Raw genomic sequence first — 22,368 nt, forward strand, 5'->3', positions numbered from 1 at the left:
GTGTGGAGGAGTTCGTCGGGCTTGCACGGCGGCCGCCAGCTCCGGCAGCTCCGGGGGGCGTGGGGGGCCGGTCAGGCAGCGCCTCGGCCGGAGGCGGGCGGCGAGCCGAAAGCGGCGCAGGACTTTCTTTGGGAGGCACGCGTAGTCGCGCCCATAGCATCTCGCGGACCGCGGGGACGGATTCGCTGCCGTCGGGGGGTTCGGCGATCTCGCCGAAGACCCGATACAGTCCGCGGTTGGTGCGTTCCTGAGTTTCGAGCCGCTCAGCGACCCCGACGCGGAAATGGTTGCCGACCAGATCCGAGCTGGTCTCGCGCAGCAGGTCCTGGGCGGCGTCGATCGCATCCAGCGCGGCGCTGATGCGTTCGCGTGCCTGCTCGGCGCTGATCGAGGAACCCACACCCGAATGCTATCGAACGCTTGTGCGAATACCGCCTGCCCGGCCGTCTCACCGCCCGATCTGTGCACAAAACCCCCACTGTGCACAAAACGGCCCCCGGCCGCCTCGTGCCACCGCGGCCATTGCTGGCGGATTGGCCGCCTGACGTGCCAGTATGAAACAAGCCCGTGCCGCAAAGGCGGCAGGTGACCGGTCGAGTGGTGTGCCAATGCCCGGTATTGACAAGCCGACGGGGCGCGTCGTCGCCCTGATCGTTCTCTTGATCTTTGTCGCCGCCGCCCTGCGCGGATACCTCCCGGCCCAAGGTCGTGCGGTGCGCGCGGAGCCCGGCAGCGGTCGGGCGGCGTTGATATTCGTCATAGCGGCCCTCAGCGCGACGCTCACCCTGCTGGCGATCGCGGTCGTTGCACGGTTGCGGGATCCCCGCGCCGCGGCACCGAATGTGGGAGACCTGTCCGAACTGCTCGGCACCGGCAAGGGCCGACGGAGTTGGCGCGTGTTGCTGATCGGACTCGGGGTGATCGCGGCCTGGCTGCTGATCGCGATGCTGCTGATCCGGCCCTTGGTGCCGCACGGTGCCATCCCCTCCGCGTCCGACCCCGCCCAGACCGCGTCGCTGTCGGGGCATGCCACCGGCCCGCCGCCGCGGCAACACCCGCAAAACGACGGCGGGGACATGTTCGGAATCCTGCTCGCCGGCACGGTCCCGGCGTTGGCGGTGATTGTCGCCGGATCGCTTATCATGTCGCGGCGGCGGTGGCGCGCGGCCGCAGCGGGTGCCACGGCCGACGACACCCCATACGCCGCGCCGGCGCCGCGTTCGGACTCTCTCGCGCGGGCGGCCGAGCGCGGACTGGCCGAGATGGCCGACGCCAGCCGTGAACCGCGGGAGGCGATCATCGCGTGCTACGCCGTGATGGAACATGAGCTCGCGAACGTTCCCGAAGCCGCCCCCCAGGACTTCGACACCCCAACCGAGGTGTTGGCCCGCGCCGTCGAACACCATGCGCTGCATGGCGATAACGCCGTGCGGTTGGTGAACCTGTTCGAAGAGGCACGCTTCAGTCCCCACGTGATGGACGAGGGACACCGTGAGGTGGCGGCACACGTGCTGCGGCTGGTGCTCGCGGAGTTGCGGAGCCCCCTGTGAAAAAGCTTATCGCGTTGGGCGTTTGCCTCATTGCCGGCACGGAGCTGTTGGCACTGATACTGCACGATCGCCGGTTCTTGCTGGCGGCCTCAGGCGCCGCCCTGGCCCTGGTGCTGCTGAATGTCCGGCATGTCCTGGGACGCGGAATCCAGCCCACGGTCGAGCTGGACCCCGACGATATGGGGGATTCGTTGCGCCGCTGGCTTTCCGCCACCGAGACGACGATCCGGTGGGCGGATTCCACCCGAGGCGACTGGGATCGCCATCTGCGTCCGATGCTCGCGCGGAGGTACGAAATGACAACGGGACAAAGACGATTCAAAGATTTGGCGGCCTACCACGCAAGCGGCCGCATGCTTTTCGGCGCCGAACTGTGGGAATGGGTTAATCCGAACAATGTCGCACGCGCCGTTGACCGCCAGCCCGGCCCCGGCCGTGCGGCGCTGGAAGAGATTCTGCGGAAGTTGGAGCAGGTATGACACTGCCGGTCGCTATGCCAGCTGGTAAGACCACCGCACACTGCGAGGCGGTGCTCGACGAAATCGAACGTGTGGTGGTGGGCAAGCGCTCGGCGCTCACGCTCATCCTCACCGCGGTCCTCGCGCGCGGCCACATTCTCATCGAAGACCTGCCCGGTCTCGGCAAGACGCTCATCGCAAGGTCTTTCGCCGCCGCATTGGGGCTGCGATTCACCCGGGTGCAGTTCACGCCGGACCTGCTGCCCGCCGACCTGCTCGGCTCGACCATCTACGACATGCAGTCGGGCCGCTTCACGTTCCGGGCCGGACCCGTGTTCACCAACCTGTTGCTCGCCGACGAGATCAACCGCACGCCACCCAAAACGCAGGCGGCGCTGCTGGAGGCGATGGCCGAGGGCCAAGTGAGCATCGACGGCGAGACGCATAAGCTGCCAACGCCATTCATCGTCCTTGCCACCGACAATCCGATCGAGTACGAGGGCACCTATCCACTGCCTGAGGCGCAGCTGGATCGGTTCGCGATCCGGCTGGAACTGCGGTACCTCTCCGAGCGGGACGAGACCTCGATGCTGCGCCGCCGCCTCGAACGCGGTGCGGCCGAACCGATGGTCAATCAGGTGGTGGACGCTCAGGATCTGCTGGCGATGCGCGAATCGGTCGAGCGGGTGACCGTGCACGACGACGTCTTGGGCTACGTGGTGTCACTGGCCACCGCCACCCGGCACCATCCGCAGGTCGCCGTCGGCGCCAGCCCGCGCGCGGAGCTCGACCTGGTCCAGCTCGCCCGGGCCCGCGCGCTGTTGCTCGGTCGCGACTACGTCATCCCCGAAGATGTCAAGGCGCTCGCCATCGCCACCGTCGCACACCGGATCACCCTGCGTCCGGAGATGTGGGTGCGAAAGATTCAGGGCGCCGACGTCGTCGAAGAACTGTTGCGGCGTCTGCCGGTGCCCCGAACAAATGGGGGAACCGGATGAGCTCGCTGTGATTGAGGGCCGTGAAGTCGAATTCCGCTGGCGCGCATCGCAACTGACGCGGGCGATCGGGACCTGCGCCGGGGTCGCGCTGGCCGCCGCCGTGATCGGCGCGCGCTGGCAGCTGATCGCCTTTGCGGCACCGCTGCTCGGTGTGCTGTGTTCGATCAGCTGGCAGCGCCCGGTGCCGAAGATCCGCGTGCACGGTAAGCCGAATTCGCAGCGATGCTTTGAAAACGAACAGGCGCGGCTGACCGTGTGGTTAACCGAAGAGTCCGCGGCGGCCGGACCGGCCGAGCTCACGGTTTCGGCCGTCCCGGGCATGCGGCTCGACGTGCTCGACTCCGATGCCCGTCACGCGAAAACCGTTGCGGTAACCGCACAACGGTGGGGCCGCTATCCCATCCGGGCCCGGGTCGACGTGGTCGCCCGCGGCGGGTTGCTGGCCGGAACGGCCACCGTCGACGCCGCCGACGTCATCGTGTTTCCGCTGACGCCACCGCAGTCGACGCCAATCCCGCAGACCGAGTTGCTCGACCGCCTGGGCGCTCACCTCACCCGGCATATCGGCCCGGGCGTCGAGTACGGCGACATTCGCCCCTACGTGCCCGGTGACCAGTTGCGGGTGGTGAACTGGCCGGTGACCGCGCGCCGCCGCCAATTACACGTGACGCAACGACTGACCGACCGTGCCCTCGACGTCGTGGTGCTGATCGACACCTATCGGCAGCCCGCGGGTCCCGCGACCGAGGCCACCGAACGGGTGGTACGCGGCGCGGCTCAGGTGGTGCAGACCGCGTTGCGGCACGGTGATCGCGCCGGGATCGTCGCCCTCGGCGGCAACCGCCCGCGGTGGCTCGGTGCCGACATCGGGCAGCGCCAGTTCTACCGGGTGCTCGACACCGTGCTCGGCGCCGGCGAGCAGTTCGAAAACACGACCGGCACATTGGCGCCGCGCGCGGCCGTTCCCGTGGGGGCGATCGTCATCGCGTTCTCCACGCTGCTCGATACGGAATTCGCGCTGGCGTTGATCGACCTCCGCAAACGCGGCCACGTCGTGCTCGCGGTCGACATCCTCGACGGCTCCCCGTTCGAAGGCCAGCAGGATGCCCTGGTGGATCGGATGTGGGCGTTGCAGCGCTCCGCCATGTATCGCGACATGGCCACCATCGGTGTCGACATCGTGTCTTGGCGAGGGGACAGCACCCTGGAGCAGTCGATGGGGGTGCTGCCGGATCGCCGGCGTCGGGTGCGGGGACGGCTCAGGTGAGAGCGATGGCACGTGCCTTGTCGACCGGTTTCGGCCTGCTGATGGTGGGCTTGGCCGCCGTCGGGTCCCATGGACCGGCGTTCGCGGCGGGTGCGGTAGCGCTGGTCGCGGTGGGTGTAGGAATGGCGTCTCGTCCGACCGCGACGTTCGCCGTGCTGCTGTCGGCGGCCACGATCGCGCTGTCCGATCCACCGCATGTGCTTGCCGCACTGTCCGGACTGTGCGCCGCCGCCTACCTGGCGTGCCGCCACGCAGCCGGCACGTCCCCGGGGGACGTCATGGGGAGTCGTCCGACAGTCGTTGCGGTCGCGGGGTTTACGCTCGCCGGAGTGGTCGCCACATCGTTCCCGCTGCAGTTGCCGTGGTTGCCGCTGGCGGCGCCGCTGGGAGTCCTGGCGATCTATGTGCTGGCCACGCGCCCGTTCTTCACCTGATCGACCGCCTGACACACGGGCCGTGCCCTTTCGCTGGCCGCAGAGCGAATCGCTTATTAAAGGTTTGTGAAAACGCAGGTTTTCACGTCGCGATTTCCCTAGTCTGTTGTCACCGATCGAGCGATATGCGCGATCGCCTAAGTCTTTGGCGGGACGTGAGGTCCCGAGGATCAATAATCGTTGCCCCGATCTGGGAGACCCGGGAGACCGAGGAAAGGACAGGCTCATGAGCTTCTTGACGGCTCCGCCGGAAATCACTTCGTTACTGATGTTCTCGGGTGCGGGTTCGGGGCCGATGCTTTCGGCCGCGGCCGCTTGGGATGGGTTGGCCGCCGAGTTGAGTTCGGCGGCAGAATCGTTTTCCTCGGTGACGTCGAACTTGGTGGGTGGGGCTTGGCAGGGTCCGGCGTCCCAGGCGATGGCCGCGGCGGCGGCGCCGTACTCGGGGTGGTTGAGCGCGGCCGCGACCCAGGCCTCGGGGGCGGCCGCGTCGGCCAAAGCGGTAGCCAGCGTGTTTGAGTCCGCGTTGGCGGCGACGGTGCATCCGGTGGCCGTGGCGGCCAATCGTTCTGGCCTGGTGCAGTTGGTAATGTCCAACGTCTTCGGCCAGAACGCCCCGGCGATCGCGGCGGCGGAGTCGGAGTACGAGCAGATGTGGGCGGCTGACGTGGCCGCGATGGTCGGGTATCACGGTGGCGCGTCGGCGGCGGCCACGCAGCTGGCGTCGCTGCCGCAGCTGTTGGAGAACCTGCCGGCCCAGGTCAGCGCCCAGATCGGCGGCCTCAATCTGGGCCTCGGCAACCTCGGCAACTTCAACCTGGGCGGCGGAAACAGCGGCAACGCCAACCTGGGGGCCGGAAACACCGGCAACTTCAACCTGGGCGCCGGGAACAGCGGCAACGCCAACGTGGGCGCCGGGAACAGCGGCAGCGGCAATGTCGGCTTCGGCAACTTCGGAAACAACAACTTCGGTTTCGGTAACGGAAGCGCCTACACCCGCCCGGTGGGTGGGGACGGGAGCACCCACATCAGCACCCCGTCCAGCTACAACGTGGGTAACGGCAACGTCGGCAGCTACAACCTGGGCAGCGGCAACGTCGGCAGCTACAACCTGGGCAGCGGCAACAGCGGCAGCGGCAACGTCGGCTTCGCCAACCTCGGCAACAGCGACTTAGGCTTCGGCAACGCCGGCAGCGGGGACATCGGCATCGGGCTGACCGGCAACAACGAGATCGGCATCGGCGGCCTGAACTTCAGTACCAGCAGCCTCAACTTCGGCCTCGGCAACAGCGGCAACCTCAACTTCGGCTTCGCCAACACCGGCAACTTCAACTTCGGCCTCGCCAACACCGGAAGCCACGACATCGGCATCGGGCTCACCGGCAACAACCAGATAGGTTTCGGCGGGTTCAACTCCGGCTCGGGCAACACCGGCCTCTTCAACTCGGGCGTCGACAACTCCGGCTTCTTCAACTCCGGCGGCGGGGTCGCCGGCTTGGGCGGCGGCGGAAACTGGGGCCTGTTCAACACGGGCACGGCGAACTCGGGCCTGTTCAACTCGGGCAGCTTCAACACCGGCTTGTTCAACAGCGGCACCTACGACACCGGTTTGTTCAATGCGGGCACGGTCGACACCGGGTTCTTGAACCCGGGCTCCTATGACATGGGCTTCGCCAACGCCGGCACCCACACCCAGGGCGCCCTGAACGCGGGCGCCTACGACCTGGGCGCCTTCAACGCGGGCCTGCAAAACGTCGGCTTCGGGAACGCGGGCTACTACAACACCGGATTCGACAACTCGGGCTCCGTCAACATGGGCAGCTTCAACTCGGGCTTCCTGAACACCGGTGGCTTCAACTCCGGCGGCACCAGCTCGGGTGGCTCGTTCGGCGTGTACACCGGTAACACGGGCTTCTTCAACTCGGGCACCGGGAACACCGGATTCGACAACTCGGGGAGCTGGAACACCGGCTTCTCGAACGCGGGCAGCGGCGTCACCGGCTTCGGCAGCTCGGCCGACCTCGGTACGGTCTCGGGCTTCGGGAACACGGGCAGCAGCGACACCTCGGGCTTCTTCAACACGGGCGATTACACCTCGGGCTACGGGAACGCGGCCAATAACGCGTCGGGCTTCCTGAACGCGGCGGGTGGTCAGGTCGAGGCGGGCTTCGCGAACTCGGGTGCCGGCGGTGACTCGGGCGTTGGGAACACGGGTGCCGGCGGCGACGTGGGCTTCTACAACTCCGGCGCCGGCAACAATGTGGGCTTCTTCAACTCCGGCAGCGGCGAATACACGGGACCCTCGGGCGGCGGTGCCTACAACGTGGGCTTCAACAACTCGGGCAGCTACCTCAACACGGGCTGGAACAACTCGGGCACCGACACGTCGGGTATTGGAAACTCCGGCACGATTGACTCGGGCGTCGGAAACTCGGGCAGCCATGACTCGGGCTACTTCAACAAGAGCAACAGCCAGTCGGGTTTCTTCAACTAAACCCTTGAGCCGCGTTGCCTGGCTGCTGACTCAGTGCAGCAGCTGGGCGGCGTGATCGGCCAGGTCGAGCAGCGGCTGCGGGAAGATCCCCAAAAGCACTGTGACCGCGGCACATACGGCGATGGCGGCCTTGCTCAAGATGCCGGGCGCCACCACCTGCGGGGTGTCGTCGGTTGCCTCCGTGAAGAACATCGACACAATGACCCGCACGTAGAAGTACGCGGCGACACCGCTGGCGATCACACCGATGATCACCAACGGCACCGCCCCGCCCTGGGCGGCGGCCCCGAACACCGCGAGCTTGCTGACGAATCCGCTCGTCAGCGGGATGCCGGCGAAGGCCAATAGGAACATCGAAAACATCACGCCCACAATGGGTGAGCGCTGCCCGAGCCCGGCCCAGTGCGACAGCGTGGCGTCCTCGACGCCGTGGGCGTTGCGGATCAGGCTCACCACGGCGAACGCGCCGACGGTGCTGAAGCTGTAGGCGACCAGATAGAACAACGTGGCGGAAAGACCCGCCGGATTGTCGGCGATCACGCCGGTGAGGATGAAACCGACGTGCGCGACCGACGAATACGCCAGCATCCGCTTGACGTCGGTCTGGTTGACCGCCGTGAGGGTGCCGACCGCCATGGTCAGGATCGATATCGTCCACAGCACCGGGCGCCACTGGTCGTGCAGCGGGGGTAGCGCGACGTAGACCACCCGGAGCAGCGCGCCGAACGCCGCGACCTTGGTGGCCGCCGCCATGAACCCCGTGATCGGCGTGGGCGCGCCCTGGTAGACGTCGGGAATCCAGGAGTGGAACGGCACCGCGCCGACTTTGAACAGCAGGCCGACCGACAGCAGCGCGACTCCGATCAACGCCATCGAGCTATCGCCATGGGCGGCAAGCGAATCCCGGATACCGGGCAGCAGCAGCGTGCCGGTCGCCCCGTAGAGCAGCGCCACGCCGTACAGGAAGAACGCCGACGAGAACGCACCCAGCAGGAAGTACTTCATCGCCGCTTCCTGGGACAGCAGCCGGCGATGACGGGCCAGCCCGCAGATCAGGTACAGGGGCAGCGAAAGGACTTCCAGCGCAACGAACATCGTCAGCAGGTCATTGGACGCGGGAAACACCATCATGCCGCCGACGGACAGCATCACCAGCGGGAAGAGCTCCGTCTGCGCGGCCCCGGCACGCTCCGCCTCGCGCTCGGCGTCGCTGCCGGGAACCGCGGACGCCTGCGGCGTAAAGGAATCCAACCCGCCCGTGTATCCGTGGGTGTTGACCCCCACCGCCATTTTGTTTTCCGCTTTTGCTTGCGTCCGCTCGGCCATCAGGATGACCGCCAGCGCCGAGACCAGCAGCACGGTGCCCTGCAGATATAAGGTCGGTCGGTCGATGGCCACCGCGCCCAGCACGGCGGTGCGGCCGGAGGCCTGAATCGAGCGGCTCACCACGATGACCGCGATGAATGCCGCGACCAAGCCGCCGAGGGCGAGCGTCACCTGGGTGCCATAGCGAATTCGCCTGGGCAGGAACGCTTCGGCCAGCACGCCGACCACGGCGATTCCGAAGACGATCAGCATCGGGCACAGCAGGAAGTACTCGACGCTGGGCGTGGGGAGGGTCATCGGTGCGGTCCTTCGGCTGTCCGGGGGGGCGCGCTCGGCGCGGGATCGTGCTGGCCGATGGTGGTCATGGTGTTCTCGACGGCGGGATTGATCAGGTCCAGCACCGGCTTGGGGTAGACCCCGATCACGATCAGCAGCGCGATCAACGGTGTGACGACAACCAATTCGCGGGCCCTCAGGTCACCGATGCGTTCGTTGCCGTTGGCGATCGGGCCGGTCATCACCCGCTGGTAGAGCCACAACATGTAGACGGCCGACAGCACCAGCGCGGTGACGCCGAACGCCGCCGCCAGCCAGTACCGGTTGAAAGTTCCCAGCAGCACCAGGAATTCGCTGATGAACGGCGCCAGGCCGGGCAGCGACAGGGTGGCCATGGCCGAGACGAGGAACGTGCCCGCCAGGACGGGTGCCACCTTCTGCACGCCGCCGTAGTCGGCGATCGCCCGGCTGCCGTGGCGTGTTATCAGGAAGCCCGCGATCAGGAACACCGCCGCGGTGGACAGGCCATGGTTGAGCATGTACAGCGTCGATCCGCTCTGCCCCTGGCTGGTCATCACGAAGATACCCAGGATGATGAACCCGAAATGCGAGATCGAGGTGTAGGCGATCAGCCGCATGATGTCGGCCTGGCCGATCGCCACGATCGCCCCGTAGACCACCCCGATGACGGCCAGCACGACGACCAGTGGACGGAAATACGTTGAGGCGCTGGGAAACAGCTGGAGACAGTAGCGCAGCATGCCGAAGGTGCCGACCTTGTCCATCACCGCCATCATCAGCACCGCGGTCGCCGGTGTGGCCTCGACCGCGGCGTCGGGCAGCCAGCGGTGGAAAGGCCACAGCGGGGCCTTGACCGCGAACGCGAACATGAAGCCCAGGAACAGCGCCTTGAACACCGCGGGGTCCGCGCCGTAGCGGCCCGAGGCGACGCCCGCCACGATGTCGCGGAAGTCGAACGTGCCCGAACCGTGCTGCGCGGTCACCACATACAGTCCGATCACCGCCGCCAGCATGATCAACCCCCCGAAGAGGTTGTACAACAAGAACTTCACCGCGGCGCGCGACCGGCCTCGGCCTTGCCCGAAGCCGCCGATCAGGAAGTACATCGGGACGAGCATGGCCTCGAAGAACACGTAGAACAGCAACACGTCCAGCGCGATCACCGAGATCAGCACCATCGACTCGATAGCCAGCGTCAGGGCGACGTAGGCGTGCACGCCGCGGGCTCTGCGCTCGCCACCATCGTTCCAGCCCGCCACCTGGAGCAGCGGAATCAGCACCGCGGTCAGCAGCACCAGCACCACCGCGATGCCGTCCACGCCGAGGGAGTAGCCCGCACCGAAAGCCGGTATCCACCGATGGCTTTCGACGAACTGGTAGGTCGGGCCCCCGGTCTTGAAGCCGACGGCGATGACGATCGCCACCGCCAGCGTTAGCACGCCGACCACCAGGCCGGTCCACTTGGCGAGCCGGCGCAGCCCCGGCGGCATCAGGATGACCAGCACCGAACCCGCCAGCGGCACCAGCCACAGCACGCTGCACCACGGAACGTCGTTGAGGAAAGCCCCGCTCACCACAGCCTCACCGCCAGGATCAGCGCGATCACCAGCACCGCGCCCGCCAGCATCGACAATGCGTAGTTGCGGGCGAAGCCGGTTTGCAGTCGCCGCAGGCGATTCGAAGTCCGACCGACCAGCGCCGCGAGCGCGTTGACCGAGCCGTCCACACCCGCGTTGTCGACTTCGACCAACGCCTGTGTCAGTTGCGCGCCGGGGCGCATGAACACCTCCTCGTTGAAGACGTCGCCGTAGAGGTCGGCGCGTGCGGCGGTGGTGAGCGCCGAGACCCGGACGGGGGCCACCCGGGGGATGGGCGCGGCGCCATACATCCGGTAGGCCACCGCGATGCCGACCGCGACGACAGCCAGCGCCAGGGTTGTGCTGGCCCAGGCTGGGAGGGCGCGGGCGGATTCTTCGTGAGCTCCGACGACCGGTTCGAGCCAGCGCGGCAGGGTGCCGCCGATGGCGAACAGGCCGCCGGAGAACACCGAGCCGACGGCAAGCAGGATCATCGGCCACGTCATCACCGCCGGCGCCTCGTGCGGATGGCTGCCCGGCGCCCAACGCTTTTCACCGAAGAAGGTCATCAGCATGACCCGCGTCATGTAGAACGCGGTGATGCCGGCACCCAGCAGCGCGGCCCCGCCCAGCAGATAACCCTGGACACCGCCGGCGCCCAGCGCCGCCTCGATGATGGCGTCCTTGGAGAAGAAGCCCGCGAACGGCGGCACGCCGATGATGGCCAGGTATCCGAGCCCGAACGTGGCGAACGTGATCGGCAGGGCGGCGCGCAGGCCGCCGTAGCGGCGCATGTCTTGTTCCTCGTGCATCGCGTGGATCACCGCGCCGGAGCCGAGGAACAGGCCGGCCTTGAAGAAACCGTGGGTGAGCAGGTGCATGATCGCGAAGGCGTAGCCGGCCGGACCCAGGCCGGCGGCGAGCACCATGTAGCCGATCTGGCTGATCGTCGATGCCGCCAACGCGCGCTTGATGTCGTCCTTGGCGCAGCCGATGATCGCCCCGAACAGCAGCGTGACGGCGCCGACGACGACCACGGCCAGCTGCGCGCCGGGCGCCAGGTTGTACAGGGGGTTGGACCGCACGATCAGGTACACACCGGCGGTCACCATGGTGGCGGCGTGGATCAGCGCGGACACCGGCGTGGGGCCCTCCATCGCGTCGCCCAACCAGGCCTGCAGCGGAACCTGGGCGGACTTGGCGCAGGCGCCCAACAGCAGCAGCAATCCCATCGCGGTCAGCACGCCGCGACTCGCCCCCGGCGCGCCGGCGAACACCCCGGCGTACGACAGCGTGCCGAAGGTGCTGAACATCAAGAACATTCCCAACGCCAACCCGGCATCGCCGACCCGGTTCATCACGAACGCCTTCTTGGCCGCCGCGGCCGCCGACGGTTTGTGATACCAGAAACCGATGAGCAGGTAGGAGGCCAGGCCCACGCCCTCCCAGCCGACGTAGAGCACCACGTAGTTGTCGGCGACCACCAGCAGCAGCATCGAGGCCAGGAACAGGTTGAGGTAGCCGAAAAACCGGCGGCGGTCCGGGTCGTCGGCCATGTAGCCGACCGAATAGATGTGGATCAGCGATCCCACACCGGAGATCAGCAGCACGAAACACAGGGACAGCTGGTCGATCTGCAGCCCGAAGTCGACCTGGAGCCCGCCGACCGGAATCCAGGTGAACAGCTTCTGGTGGATGGCGCGGTCGGCCTCGCCGCGGCCGAGCATGTCGGCGAGCAGCGTCACGCCCACCCCGAACGCCGCGAGGGCGGCGGCGCAGCCCAGCAGGTGACCCCACGCGTCGGTGCGTCTGCCCCCGAACAGCAGGATCGCGGCACCCGCCAGCGGCAGCGCCACCAACAGCCAGGTGTAGTGAGTCATGTTGGCGTTCTTCAGCCTTTGAGTAGGTTCGCGTCGTCGACCGACGCCGATTTGCGGGCACGGAAAATCGTCATGATGATGGCCAGGCCGATGACGACCTCGCAGGCGGCCACCACCATGGTGAAAAACGCGATCATCTGCCCGTCCAGGTGGCCGTGCATCCGCGCGAACGTGACGAAGGCCAGGTTGACGGCGTTGAGCATCAGCTCGACGCACATGAACATCACGATGGCGTTGCGGCGCAACAGCACCCCGGCGGCCCCGATGGTGAACAGCAGCGCCGAAAGGTAAAGGTAATTGGCCGGATTCATGACGCGCCGCCTTTCACGGCTTCGGCGGAGGACGTTTCCAGACCGTCCGCGCCACGGCTGTGCAGTATCCGTGACACCGACAGCTCCGAGTACGAGCCGTCGGGCAGCAGCGCGGCCACGTCCACCGCGTTATGACGGGCGTAGACGCCCGGGCTGGGCAGCGGGGTGGCGTGCCCGCCGGGCCGGAAGCGTTCCTCGGAGAGCTCTCGCTGCGTCTTGCGGCGCTCGAAACGCTCCCGGTGCGCCAGCACCATCGCGCCGACCGCCGCCGTGATCAGCAACGCGCTGGTCAACTCGAACGCCCACAGGTAACGCGAAAAGATCAGTGCCGCCAGGCCTTCCACGTTGCCGTTCGCGTTGGCGGTGGTGAGCCCGACGAACCCCCCGGTCGCCACGTTGCCGGTGCCGGCCAGCAGCAGGATGCCGAACCCGATGCCGGTGACCACCGCCGCGACCCGCTGCCCGCGCAGCGTCTCCTTCAGCGATTCCGCGGAGTCCACGCCGATCAGCATCAGCACGAACAGGAACAGCATCATCACCGCGCCGGTGTAGACCACGACTTGGACGACGCCCAGAAACAGCGCGTCCTGGATCATGTAGAACACGGCCAGGATGATCATCGTCATCGCCAGGAACATCGCCGAGTACACGGCGTTGACCGCCAGCACCACCCCGAGCGCGCCGACCAGCGCCAGCGCCCCGAGCACCCAGAACGTCACGGCCTCCCCGGTGGAGGTGCGAACGATGGTCTCCGAGGCCAGGTTTGAGGCCAGCGTGGCGTTCACCTCGCGTCTCCGGCATGCTCGGATTCCCGCAACCCGTCCGCGGTCACGTTGCCCTGGTAGTAGTCCTTATCGGTGGCGCCCGGCGCCCTGGGGTGCGGCGGCGCGAGCATGTCTTGCAGCAGCGGCGCGAGCAGCCGGTCCTTCTCGTAGATCAGGTCGGCGCGGTTGTCGTCGGCCATCTCGTAGTTGTTGGTCATCGTCAGCGCCCGGGTGGGGCAGGCCTCGATGCACAGGCCGCAGCCGATGCACCGCAGATAGTTGATCTGGTACACCCGGCCGTAGCGTTCCCCGGGCGAATACCTCAGCTCCTCGGTGTTGTCGGCGCCCTCGACGTAGATCGCGTCGGCCGGGCAGGCCCAGGCGCACAACTCGCAGCCGATGCATTTCTCCAGGCCGTCCGGGTACCGGTTGAGTTGATGACGGCCGTGGTAGCGCGGCGCCACCGGGCCCGGCTTCTCCGGATACTCCTCGGTGACGGTCTTTTTGAACATCGAACCGAGCGTCACGCCGAAACCTGCTACGGCGTCGAGAAATTTAGGCACGCGCTTTCTCCTTGCTCGCATCGACCTTCGGCGCCGGCAGCGGCGGTGTCGGGAATGCCGGCGCGGTGCTCCCAGGGCCCGCGATCTGTTTGGCCTCGCGGCGGAGCTGGCGCTCCATCGCGCGAATACCGGGCGTGCTGAACGGCTTTCGCAGCAACAGCACCAGCGTCGCGGCCACGACGATGCTGCTGATCACTAGCACCGGCGTCCAATGCGCGTACCCCTGGTTGCGCAGCGTGCGGATCACTGCCGCGATCATCACCCACAGCAGCGCGACCGGGATCAACAACTTCCAGCCGAGCGCCATGAACTGGTCGTAGCGCAGGCGGGGCAGGGTGGCCCGCAGCCAGAAATAGATGAACAGGAAGGTCCATACCTTGGCCGTGAACCAGATCAGCGGCCACCAGCCGGTGTCGGCCGCCGCCCACATGTTCAGCGGCCACGGGGCACGCCAGCCGCCGAAGAACATGGTCGCGGCCAGGGCCGACACCGTCGTCATGTTGACGTACTCGGCCAGCATGAACATCGCGAACTTCAGCGACGAGTACTCGGTGTGGAATCCCGCGACCAGCTCACCCTCGGCCTCGGGCAAATCGAATGGCGCCCTGTTGGTTTCGCCGACCATCGAGATGAGGTAGATCACAAACGACGGCAGCAGCAGGAACACGTACCAAACCCGGTCCTGCGCGGCCACGATCTGCGACGTCGACATGGAGCCGGCGTAGAGGAACACCGTCGCGAACGACAGGCCCATCGCGACCTCGTAGGAGATGACCTGCGCGGTGGAGCGCACCCCGCCCAGCAGCGGGTAGGTGGATCCGGACGCCCAGCCGCCCAGCACGATGCCGTAGACCCCGATCGCCGACAGGCCCAGGATGAACAACACCGCGACGGGAAGGTCGGTCAGCTGCAACGGCGTCCGATGGCCGAACACCGACACCTGAGGACCGAACGGGATGAAAGCGAACGCGGTGAACGCGGGGATCACCGAAATGACCGGCGCCGCAAAGTACACGAACCGGTCGATGCCACGGGGAGTGATGCTCTCCTTCAGCGCCAGCTTGATCCCGTCGGCCAGGCTCTGCAGGGCGCCCTTCGGGCCCACCCGGTTGGGGCCCGGCCGCAGCTGCATCCGGCCCAGCAGCTTGCGTTCGGCCAAAATCGCCACGAGCACCGTCAGCATCAGGAACACGAAGATCGCCAGCGCCTTGCCCAGCACCAGCCACCAGGTGTCGTGCCCGAAGGCGGTCAAGGTGGTCATGATGCCGCCGCATCGCGCGAGGGTGCGCAATTGTACGTCAATACCGGCGTGTCGGCGTGCAAACACGCACGCTCGCGGGGGCAAGGGGTCATGTGGGTACCTCGATGTTGACGATGCTGCCGATGGGCACGCCCAATTTCCGGTGCACCGCGCAACCCGGCGAGTTCAACGGGAGCCACACCACCCGGTCGGGCATGTCGGTGATGGCCAGCGGCAGGGCGATCGATCCGCGCTCCGTGCTGACCGTGACGTCGTCGCCGTCGGCGGCGCCGATCTCGGCGGCGGTGTCGGCCGACAGCCGGACGACGGGCTTGCGCGCGGTGCCGGCCAGATACGGTTCGCCGTCCTGCATTCGGCCCTCGTCGAGCAGCAACCGCCATCCGGTCAGCACGGCTTGTCCTTTGTCCGGCCCTGTCCGGGCCTGGGCCGCGACCTGTGGGGCGGCGGCGCGCTTGCCGTCCCAGGTGCCCAGCGCGGCCAGTTCGTCCCGGGCCGCCTCGACCGTCGTCGTTCCCAGATAGACGCCCATCTCGTCGGCCAGCGTGTCGAGCACCCGATGGTCCGACTGGTCGGTGCCGTGCAGCGCGGGCGCGAACGGGCGATAGCGGCCCTCCCAGTTGACGAAGGCGCCGGACTTCTGGGTCGTCGGGGCCACCGGGAACACCACGTCGGCGCGTTCGGTGACGGCGCTGCGCCGCAGCTCCAGGCTGACGACGAAGCCGGCGGCGTCCAGCGCGGCCAGCACGGCGTCGGGATCGGCGAAGTCGCCGGGTTCGACGCCGCCGACCAGCAGCGCACCCAGCGATCCGTCGGCGGCGGCGGCCAGGATACCGTCGGCGTCGCGCCCTGCCGCGGAGGGCAATTCGTCGACGTTCCACGCCGCGGCGACCTGCGCGCGAGCCGCGTCATCGGCGACCGGGCGGCCACCGGGCAGCAGCGCGGGCAGCGCGCCCGCCTCCAGCGCGCCGCGCTCGCCGGCCCGGCGGGGCACCCACGCCAGCCGGGCGCCGGTGGCGTCGGCGAGCCGGGCCGCTGCCGACAACCCGCCGGGCACGGTCGCCAAGCGTTCCCCGACCATGATGACGGCCCCGGGCGTGGCCAAGAGGTCACCGATTTCGCCGGTGGCCAGCCCATCCAGCGCCGACGGCTCGTCGCCGGGAACGGTCTTGAGCAGCCGGCCCGACATCTTCGTCAGCGAGCGAGTCTCGAACGGCGCGATCGCATACACCGGCACCCCGTGTTTGCGGGCGGCCTTGCGCAGCCGCAGGAACACGACGGGCGACTCGTCTTCCGGCTCGAACCCGACGAGCACCACCACCGGCGCCGATTCCAGGTCGGCATAGCTTACGGTGATCGGCCGCCCGGCGATGCGGGCCGCCAAAAAGTCGGCCTCCTCGGCCGAGTGTGGACGGGCGCGAAAGTCGATGTCGTTGGTGTCCAACGTGATTCGCGTGAACTTGCTGTACGCGTAGGCGTCTTCCCAGGTGACCCGGCCGCCGACCAGCACGCCGGCGCGCCCGCGGGCGGCCTCGAGCCCCTGGGCCGCCGCCGCCATCGCGTGCGACCACGACGCGGGCACCAGCGACCCGTCCGCGTCCCGAACCAGGGGAGTGGTGAGCACGTCCGGCTGGGTCGTGTACTGGAAGGCCCATCGGCCCTTGTCGCAGTTCCACTCCTCGTTGACTTCGGGGTCGTCCCCGGCAAGCCGGCGCAGCACCTTGCCGCGGCGATGGTCGGTGCGCTCGGCACATCCGCCCGCGCAGTGCTCGCACACGCTCGGGCTGGACACCAGGTCGAACGGGCGGGCCCGGAACCGGTAGGCCATTCCGGTCAGCGCACCCACCGGGCAGATTTGCACCGTGTTGCCCGAAAAATACGAGTCGAAGGGCTCATTGGCGTAAATGCCGACCTGCTGCAGGGCGCCGCGCTCCTGCATGTCGATGAACGGATCGCCGGCGATCTGCTGGGAGAACCGCGTGCAACGCGCACACAGGATGCAGCGCTCGCGATCCAGCAACACCTGCGAGGAGATGTTGATCGGCTTGGCGAACGTGCGCTTGACGTCGGTGAACCGGGAATCGGCCCGGCCGTTGGACATGGCCTGGTTCTGCAGCGGGCATTCGCCGCCCTTGTCGCACATCGGGCAGTCCAGCGGATGGTTGATCAGCAGCAGCTCCATGACGCCGTGCTGGGCCTTGTCGGCGGCCGGCGATGTGAGCTGGGTGCGCACCACCATGTCGTCGGTGGCGACGGTGGTGCACGACGCCATCGGTTTACGTTGTCCCTCAACCTCGACCAGGCACTGCCGGCACGCGCCGACCGGGTCGAGCAGCGGGTGGTCGCAGAACCGCGGGATCTGGATGCCCATCAACTCGGCCGCGCGGATCACCAAAGTTCCCTTGGGAACGCTGATTTCGACACCGTCGATGGTCAGCGTCACCATCTCGGGCTGGGCCACCCGGTTATCGGTTTTGGCCGCTTGAGTCATGCGTCACCTCCGTCCGCAATAAGCATGGAGTCTTGGGGGTCGAACGGGCAGCCGCCCGTCTCGACGTGGGCGACGTACTCGTCGCGGAAGTGCTTGATCGACGACATCACCGGGCTGGCGGCGCCATCGCCCAACGCGCAGAACGACTTTCCCAAGATCGTGTCGGAGATGTCCAACAGCTTGTCGATGTCCTCTTGGGTGCCCCTGCCGGTCTCCAGCCGTTCGTAGATCTGGTCCAGCCAGAAGGTGCCCTCGCGGCACGGCGTGCATTTGCCGCACGATTCGTGCTTGTAAAACTCGGTCCAGCGGCGCACCGCGCGCACCACGCAGGTGGTCTCGTCGAAGATCTCCAGCGCCTTGGTCCCCAGCATCGAGCCGACGCCACCAACACCCTCGTAGTCCAGCGGTACGTCGAGGTGCTCGTCGGTCAGCAGCGGCGTCGACGATCCGCCGGGCGTCCAGAACTTGAGCCGGTGCCCGGCCCGCACCCCACCGGCATAGGCGAGCAATTCGCGCAACGTGATCCCGAGCGGCGCCTCGTACTGGCCGGGCCGGGTGACGTGTCCGGACAGCGAATACAGCGTGAAGCCGGGCGATTTCTCGCTGCCCATCGACCGGAACCAGTCGGCCCCGTTGAGGATGATCGACGGGACGCTGGCGATCGTTTCGACGTTGTTGATCACCGTGGGGCAGCCGTACAGCCCGGCCACGGCGGGGAACGGCGGCCGCAGCCGCGGCTGGCCGCGCCGGCCCTCCAGGGAGTCGAGCAGCGCGGTCTCCTCACCACAGATGTAGGCGCCCGCGCCGGCGTGCACCACCAGCTCCAGGTCGAAGCCGGAACCGTTGATGTCGCGACCCAGGTATCCGGCGGCGTAGGCCTCGGCGACTGCGTTCTGCAGGCGGCGCAACACCGGCAGCACTTCTCCGCGCACGTAGATGAACGCGTGACTGGCCCGGATCGCGTAGGCGGCGATGATGACGCCCTCGACGAGCACGTGCGGTGTGGCCAGCATCAGCGGAATGTCTTTGCACGTACCGGGTTCCGACTCGTCGGCGTTGACCACCAGGTAGTGCGGCTTGGCGGCCGGGCCGGTGTCGCCCTGCGGGATGAACGACCACTTCGTCCCGGTCGAGAAGCCCGCGCCGCCGCGTCCACGCAGCCCCGAGTCCTTGACGACCCCCATCACCGCGTCGGCCTCCATCGCCAGGGCCTTCTGCAGGGCCTGGTAGCCGTCATGGCGGCGATAGGTCTCCAACGTCCACGACTCGGGATCGTCCCAGTAGCGGCTGATCACCGGGGTCAACGGCGTTGCCTGGGCGCTAGCCATGACTGGCCTCCGGCCCGGCCGGCGCCTGCATGCCCAGCTCCTTCGCGACCTTCAGACCGGCCAATGTCGCCGCGCCCGCGCCGCCCTGGCCCTGGTCGGGGCGGTCGTCAGGCAGGCCGGCCAGGATGCGCGACGTCTCGCGGAAGGCACACAGCGGGGCACCCCGGGTGGGCGCCGCGGGTTTGCCGGAGCGCAACGAGTCGACGAGCTCGCGGGCCGACTCCGGCGTCTGGTTGTCGAAGAATTCCCAGTTGACCATCACCACCGGCGCGTAGTCGCAGGCGGCGTTGCATTCGATGTGTTGCAGGGTGATCTTGCCGTCGGGAGTGGTCTGGTCGTTGCGGACGCCGAGATGGTTGACCAGCGTCTCGAATATGGCGTCGCCACCCATCACCGCGCACAGCGTGTTGGTGCAGACGCCGACCAGGTAGTCGCCGGTGGGTCCGCGGCGATACATCGTGTAGAAGCTCGCCACCGCCGCCACCTCGGCGCCGGTCAGCCCCAGCAGCTCGCCGCAGAACTCCAGACCCGCCGGTGTCAGATAGGAGTCCTCGGACTGCACCAGGTGCAGCAACGGCAACAGCGCCGAACGCTTGTCGGGGTAGCGGCCGACGATCTCCTTGGCGTCGACCTCCAGCCGCGCGCGCACCTCCGGTGAATACGACTGGGGCGCGCCGTCGACCACGAACGCGTTGGGCTCGTCGGGCGGCGGTCCGAGCCGGATGAACACCGGCTGACCCTGCGGGCCGGTCTTCGCCTGACGACGATGCGGCCGCGTGGCGGCCGAGGAGGAGTCGGGCAATTGGCTCATCGGTCCACCCCGCCCATGACCGGGTCGATGCTGGCGACCGCGGCGATCAGGTCCGCGACCATCCCGCCTTCGCACATCGCGGCGACCGACTGCAGGTTGGTGAACGACGGATCCCGGTAGTGCACCCGGTAGGGGCGGGTGCCGCCGTCGCTGACCATGTGCACGCCGAGCTCGCCGCGGGGCGATTCCACGGCGACGTAAACCTGGCCCGGCGGAACGCGAATGCCCTCGGTGACCAGCTTGAAGTGGTGGATCAGCGCCTCCATCGAGCTGCCCATGATCTTGGCGATGTGCTCGGGTGAGTTGCCCATGCCGTCCGGGCCCACCTTCAGGTCGGCGGGCCAGGCGATCTTGCGGTCCTCGACCATCGTCGGGCCCGGCCGCAACTTGTCCAGACACTGCTCCACGATCTTCAGCGACTCCCACATCTCCTTGACGCGAATGATGTAGCGCCCGTACGCATCACAACCGTCGTCGGTGATCACATCGAATTCGTAGTTCTCGTAGCCGCAGTAGGGCTCGCTTTTCCTCAGGTCATGCGGCAGCCCGGTGGACCGCAGGATCGGGCCGGTGATGCCCAGCGCCATGCATCCGGTCAGGTCCAAATAGCCCACGCCCTCGGTGCGGGCCTTCCAGATGGCGTTTTCGTTGAGCAGCTCGCCGAGTTCGCGCAGCGGCTGGCGCAGCTGCTCGAGGGCTTCCGCGATGTCGCTTTTCGCGTTGGGCGGCAGGTCCTGCGCCACGCCGCCGGGGCGGATGTAGGCGTGGTTCATCCGCAGCCCGGTGATCGATTCGAAGACGTTGAGGATGATCTCGCGGGCCCGGAAGCCGATGAACATCGCGGTCATCGCGCCCAGTTCCATGCCGCCGGTGGCCAGCGCGACCAGATGCGACGAGATCCGGTTGAGCTCCATCATCATGACTCGGATGACGTTGACCCGCTCCGGTATCTCGTCGGTGATGCCGAGCAGCTTCTCCACGCCCAGGCAGTAGGCGGTCTCGTTGAAAAACGGTGACAGGTAATCCATTCGGGTCACGAAGGTGACGCCCTGGGTCCAGTAACGGTATTCGAGGTTTTTCTCGATTCCGGTGTGCAGGTAGCCGATTCCGCACCGGACCTCGGTGACGGTCTCGCCCTCGATCTCGAGGATCAGCCGCAACACGCCGTGGGTGGACGGGTGCTGGGGCCCCATGTTGACGACGATGCGTTCACCGGGATCCGCGCTGCGGGCGGCGTCGATGATCTGGTCCCAGTCCTGACCGCCCGCGACCACGACGGTTTCGGTCTCGCTCATCAGTTATAGCCCCTGCGCTCGTCGGGTGGGGGTATCTGCGCGCCCTTGTATTCCACCGGGACGCCGCCCAGTGGGTAGTCCTTGCGTTGCGGATGCCCGTCCCAGTCGTCGGGCATCTCGATTCTGGTCAGCGACGGATGGCCGTCGAAGACGATGCCGAAGAAGTCGTAGGTCTCGCGCTCGTGCCAGTCGTTGGTCGGGTAGACCGCAAACAGCGACGGGATGTGCGGATTACTGTCCGGCGCAGCCACTTCCAGCCGGAGGCGGCGGCCGTGGGTGATCGACTGCAGCGGGTAGACGGCGTGCAGTTCCCGGCCGGTCTCGTGCGGGTAGTGCACCCCGCTGACGCCCAGACACAACTCGAAGCGCAGCTCCGGTTCGTCGCGCAGCCGCTGGGCGACCCGCGGCAGCAGCTCCCGGCGCACGTGCAGGGTCAGTTCGCCGCGGTCGACCACGACTTTCTCTATCGCGTCGTGAAATTCGACACCGTCGTGCTGCAGCGCCTCGGCCAGCCGGTCGGCGATGTCGTCGAAGTAGCCGCCGTAGGGCCGGGGGCTACCGCCCGGCAGCGTGACCTCGCGCACCAGCCGCCCGTATCCGGAGGTGTCGCCGGTGCCCGAGACCCCGAACATGCCGCGACGAACGTCGATCACCTCTTCGTCAGGACCGGCGATCGCTTCCCGCGGGTCTTGGCCGGGTGAGCTCATCGCAGCAGTCCGCGCATCTCGATCGTGGGCCGCGCCGCCAGCGCCGCCTGCTCGGCCTCGGCGATGGCGTGTTCCCGGTTGACGCCCAGCGGCATTTCCTGAATCTTCTCGTGCAGCTTGAGGATTGCGTACAGCAGCATCTCCGGGCGCGGCGGGCAGCCGGGCAGGTAGATGTCCACCGGAACGACGTGGTCGACGCCCTGCACGATCGCGTAGTTGTTGAACATCCCGCCGGACGACGCGCACACGCCCATGGACAGCACCCACTTCGGCTCGGCCATCTGATCGTAGATTTGCCGCAGCACCGGGGCCATTTTTTGGCTGACCCGCCCGGCCACGATCATCAGGTCGGCCTGCCGGGGTGTCGCCGAGAACCGCTCCATGCCGAACCGTGCGATGTCGAACCTGGGGCCCGCGGTGGCCATCATCTCGATCGCGCAGCAGGCCAACCCGAACGTCGCCGGCCACAGCGAGTTCTTGCGGACGTAGCCCGCGACCTTTTCGACGGTCGACAGCAGGATGCCGCCGGGCAGCTGTTCTTCCAGGCCCACGTCTTACC

At 67.5% G+C, this 22,368-nt stretch carries 19 protein-coding genes and 1 pseudogene; 6 read left to right on the top strand and 14 right to left on the bottom strand.

The genetic code is table 11. From position 1 onward, the window contains the following. Positions 1 to 18: 18 nt before the first annotated feature. A pseudogene (locus K3U93_RS24775) lies at positions 19 to 388 on the bottom strand (DUF222 domain-containing protein); the annotation flags it as partial. Between the two features lie 220 nt (positions 389 to 608). Between K3U93_RS24775 and K3U93_RS06780 the strand changes: the two are divergent. The 6 genes from K3U93_RS06780 (at position 609) to K3U93_RS06805 (ending at position 7,201) form a co-directional block, all read left to right on the top strand. Next, positions 609 to 1,550: a DUF4129 domain-containing protein gene (locus K3U93_RS06780; RefSeq protein ID WP_176219938.1), complete on the top strand. Its 942-nt coding sequence runs from the start codon at positions 609 to 611 to the stop codon at positions 1,548 to 1,550. Continuing rightward, complete coding sequence (locus K3U93_RS06785) at positions 1,547 to 2,029, top strand: hypothetical protein (RefSeq protein WP_083010311.1); 483 nt, start codon at positions 1,547 to 1,549, stop codon at positions 2,027 to 2,029. Before K3U93_RS06780 ends, K3U93_RS06785 begins: the two co-directional genes overlap by 4 nt. A 14-nt stretch (positions 2,030 to 2,043) precedes the next feature. Next, positions 2,044 to 3,006, top strand: coding sequence for an AAA family ATPase (locus K3U93_RS06790; protein WP_420915376.1), 963 nt, complete (start codon positions 2,044 to 2,046; stop codon positions 3,004 to 3,006). Between the two features lie 7 nt (positions 3,007 to 3,013). Then, positions 3,014 to 4,273, top strand: coding sequence for a DUF58 domain-containing protein (locus K3U93_RS06795; RefSeq protein WP_083010359.1), 1,260 nt, complete (start codon positions 3,014 to 3,016; stop codon positions 4,271 to 4,273). A 5-nt stretch (positions 4,274 to 4,278) separates the two neighbouring features. Continuing rightward, the gene (locus tag K3U93_RS06800; RefSeq protein ID WP_083010313.1) at positions 4,279 to 4,707 is read left to right on the top strand and encodes a hypothetical protein; all 429 of its coding nucleotides are present in this window, start codon (positions 4,279 to 4,281) and stop codon (positions 4,705 to 4,707) included. Positions 4,708 to 4,933: 226 nt separating this feature from the next. Beyond that, on the top strand, positions 4,934 to 7,201 hold the full coding sequence (locus K3U93_RS06805) for a PPE family protein (RefSeq protein ID WP_083010314.1): 2,268 nt from the start codon (positions 4,934 to 4,936) through the stop codon (positions 7,199 to 7,201). A 30-nt stretch (positions 7,202 to 7,231) separates the two neighbouring features. Here the strand turns inward: K3U93_RS06805 and nuoN are convergent, their stop codons facing one another. From nuoN to K3U93_RS06870, 13 genes are all read right to left on the bottom strand, one after another. After that, entirely contained in the window at positions 7,232 to 8,824 is a 1,593-nt protein-coding gene (gene nuoN, locus K3U93_RS06810; protein ID WP_083010315.1) for an NADH-quinone oxidoreductase subunit NuoN, read from the bottom strand. Further along, the gene (locus K3U93_RS06815; protein WP_139796889.1) at positions 8,821 to 10,398 is read right to left on the bottom strand and encodes an NADH-quinone oxidoreductase subunit M; all 1,578 of its coding nucleotides are present in this window, start codon (positions 10,396 to 10,398) and stop codon (positions 8,821 to 8,823) included. The genes nuoN and K3U93_RS06815 overlap by 4 nt, the downstream gene beginning before the upstream one ends. After that, positions 10,395 to 12,281 (bottom strand): NADH-quinone oxidoreductase subunit L, encoded by a 1,887-nt coding sequence (gene nuoL / locus K3U93_RS06820; RefSeq protein ID WP_083010317.1) that lies wholly within the window; start codon positions 12,279 to 12,281, stop codon positions 10,395 to 10,397. The genes K3U93_RS06815 and nuoL overlap by 4 nt, the downstream gene beginning before the upstream one ends. Positions 12,282 to 12,292: 11 nt before the next feature. Further along, complete coding sequence (nuoK, locus tag K3U93_RS06825) at positions 12,293 to 12,592, bottom strand: NADH-quinone oxidoreductase subunit NuoK (RefSeq protein WP_008259456.1); 300 nt, start codon at positions 12,590 to 12,592, stop codon at positions 12,293 to 12,295. After that, positions 12,589 to 13,365, bottom strand: coding sequence for an NADH-quinone oxidoreductase subunit J (locus K3U93_RS06830; RefSeq protein ID WP_139796899.1), 777 nt, complete (start codon positions 13,363 to 13,365; stop codon positions 12,589 to 12,591). Before K3U93_RS06830 ends, nuoK begins: the two co-directional genes overlap by 4 nt. 8 nt (positions 13,366 to 13,373) lie before the next feature. Continuing rightward, positions 13,374 to 13,940: an NADH-quinone oxidoreductase subunit NuoI gene (gene nuoI / locus K3U93_RS06835; protein WP_420915377.1), complete on the bottom strand. Its 567-nt coding sequence runs from the start codon at positions 13,938 to 13,940 to the stop codon at positions 13,374 to 13,376. Then, a complete protein-coding gene (nuoH, locus tag K3U93_RS06840) occupies positions 13,912 to 15,171 on the bottom strand; it encodes an NADH-quinone oxidoreductase subunit NuoH (RefSeq protein ID WP_139796900.1) in 1,260 nt (419 codons plus the stop codon). Before nuoH ends, nuoI begins: the two co-directional genes overlap by 29 nt. A 97-nt stretch (positions 15,172 to 15,268) precedes the next feature. Next, complete coding sequence (locus K3U93_RS06845; RefSeq protein WP_083010320.1) at positions 15,269 to 17,668, bottom strand: NADH-quinone oxidoreductase subunit G; 2,400 nt, start codon at positions 17,666 to 17,668, stop codon at positions 15,269 to 15,271. Beyond that, a complete protein-coding gene (gene nuoF / locus K3U93_RS06850; RefSeq protein WP_071511036.1) occupies positions 17,665 to 18,996 on the bottom strand; it encodes an NADH-quinone oxidoreductase subunit NuoF in 1,332 nt (443 codons plus the stop codon). The genes K3U93_RS06845 and nuoF overlap by 4 nt, the downstream gene beginning before the upstream one ends. After that, complete coding sequence (gene nuoE / locus K3U93_RS06855) at positions 18,989 to 19,807, bottom strand: NADH-quinone oxidoreductase subunit NuoE (RefSeq protein ID WP_083010321.1); 819 nt, start codon at positions 19,805 to 19,807, stop codon at positions 18,989 to 18,991. The genes nuoF and nuoE overlap by 8 nt, the downstream gene beginning before the upstream one ends. Continuing rightward, positions 19,804 to 21,102, bottom strand: a complete 1,299-nt coding sequence (gene nuoD / locus K3U93_RS06860; RefSeq protein ID WP_083010322.1) for an NADH dehydrogenase (quinone) subunit D — start codon at positions 21,100 to 21,102, stop codon at positions 19,804 to 19,806. The genes nuoE and nuoD overlap by 4 nt, the downstream gene beginning before the upstream one ends. Beyond that, the gene (locus K3U93_RS06865) at positions 21,102 to 21,809 is read right to left on the bottom strand and encodes an NADH-quinone oxidoreductase subunit C (RefSeq protein ID WP_083010323.1); all 708 of its coding nucleotides are present in this window, start codon (positions 21,807 to 21,809) and stop codon (positions 21,102 to 21,104) included. The genes nuoD and K3U93_RS06865 overlap by 1 nt, the downstream gene beginning before the upstream one ends. Further along, positions 21,806 to 22,360, bottom strand: coding sequence for a NuoB/complex I 20 kDa subunit family protein (locus K3U93_RS06870; protein ID WP_071511040.1), 555 nt, complete (start codon positions 22,358 to 22,360; stop codon positions 21,806 to 21,808). Before K3U93_RS06870 ends, K3U93_RS06865 begins: the two co-directional genes overlap by 4 nt. Between the last annotated feature and the right edge of the window lie 8 nt (positions 22,361 to 22,368).

Origin of the sequence: Mycobacterium malmoense (assembly GCF_019645855.1) — a bacterium.
In the GTDB taxonomy this organism is placed as follows: domain Bacteria; phylum Actinomycetota; class Actinomycetes; order Mycobacteriales; family Mycobacteriaceae; genus Mycobacterium; species Mycobacterium malmoense.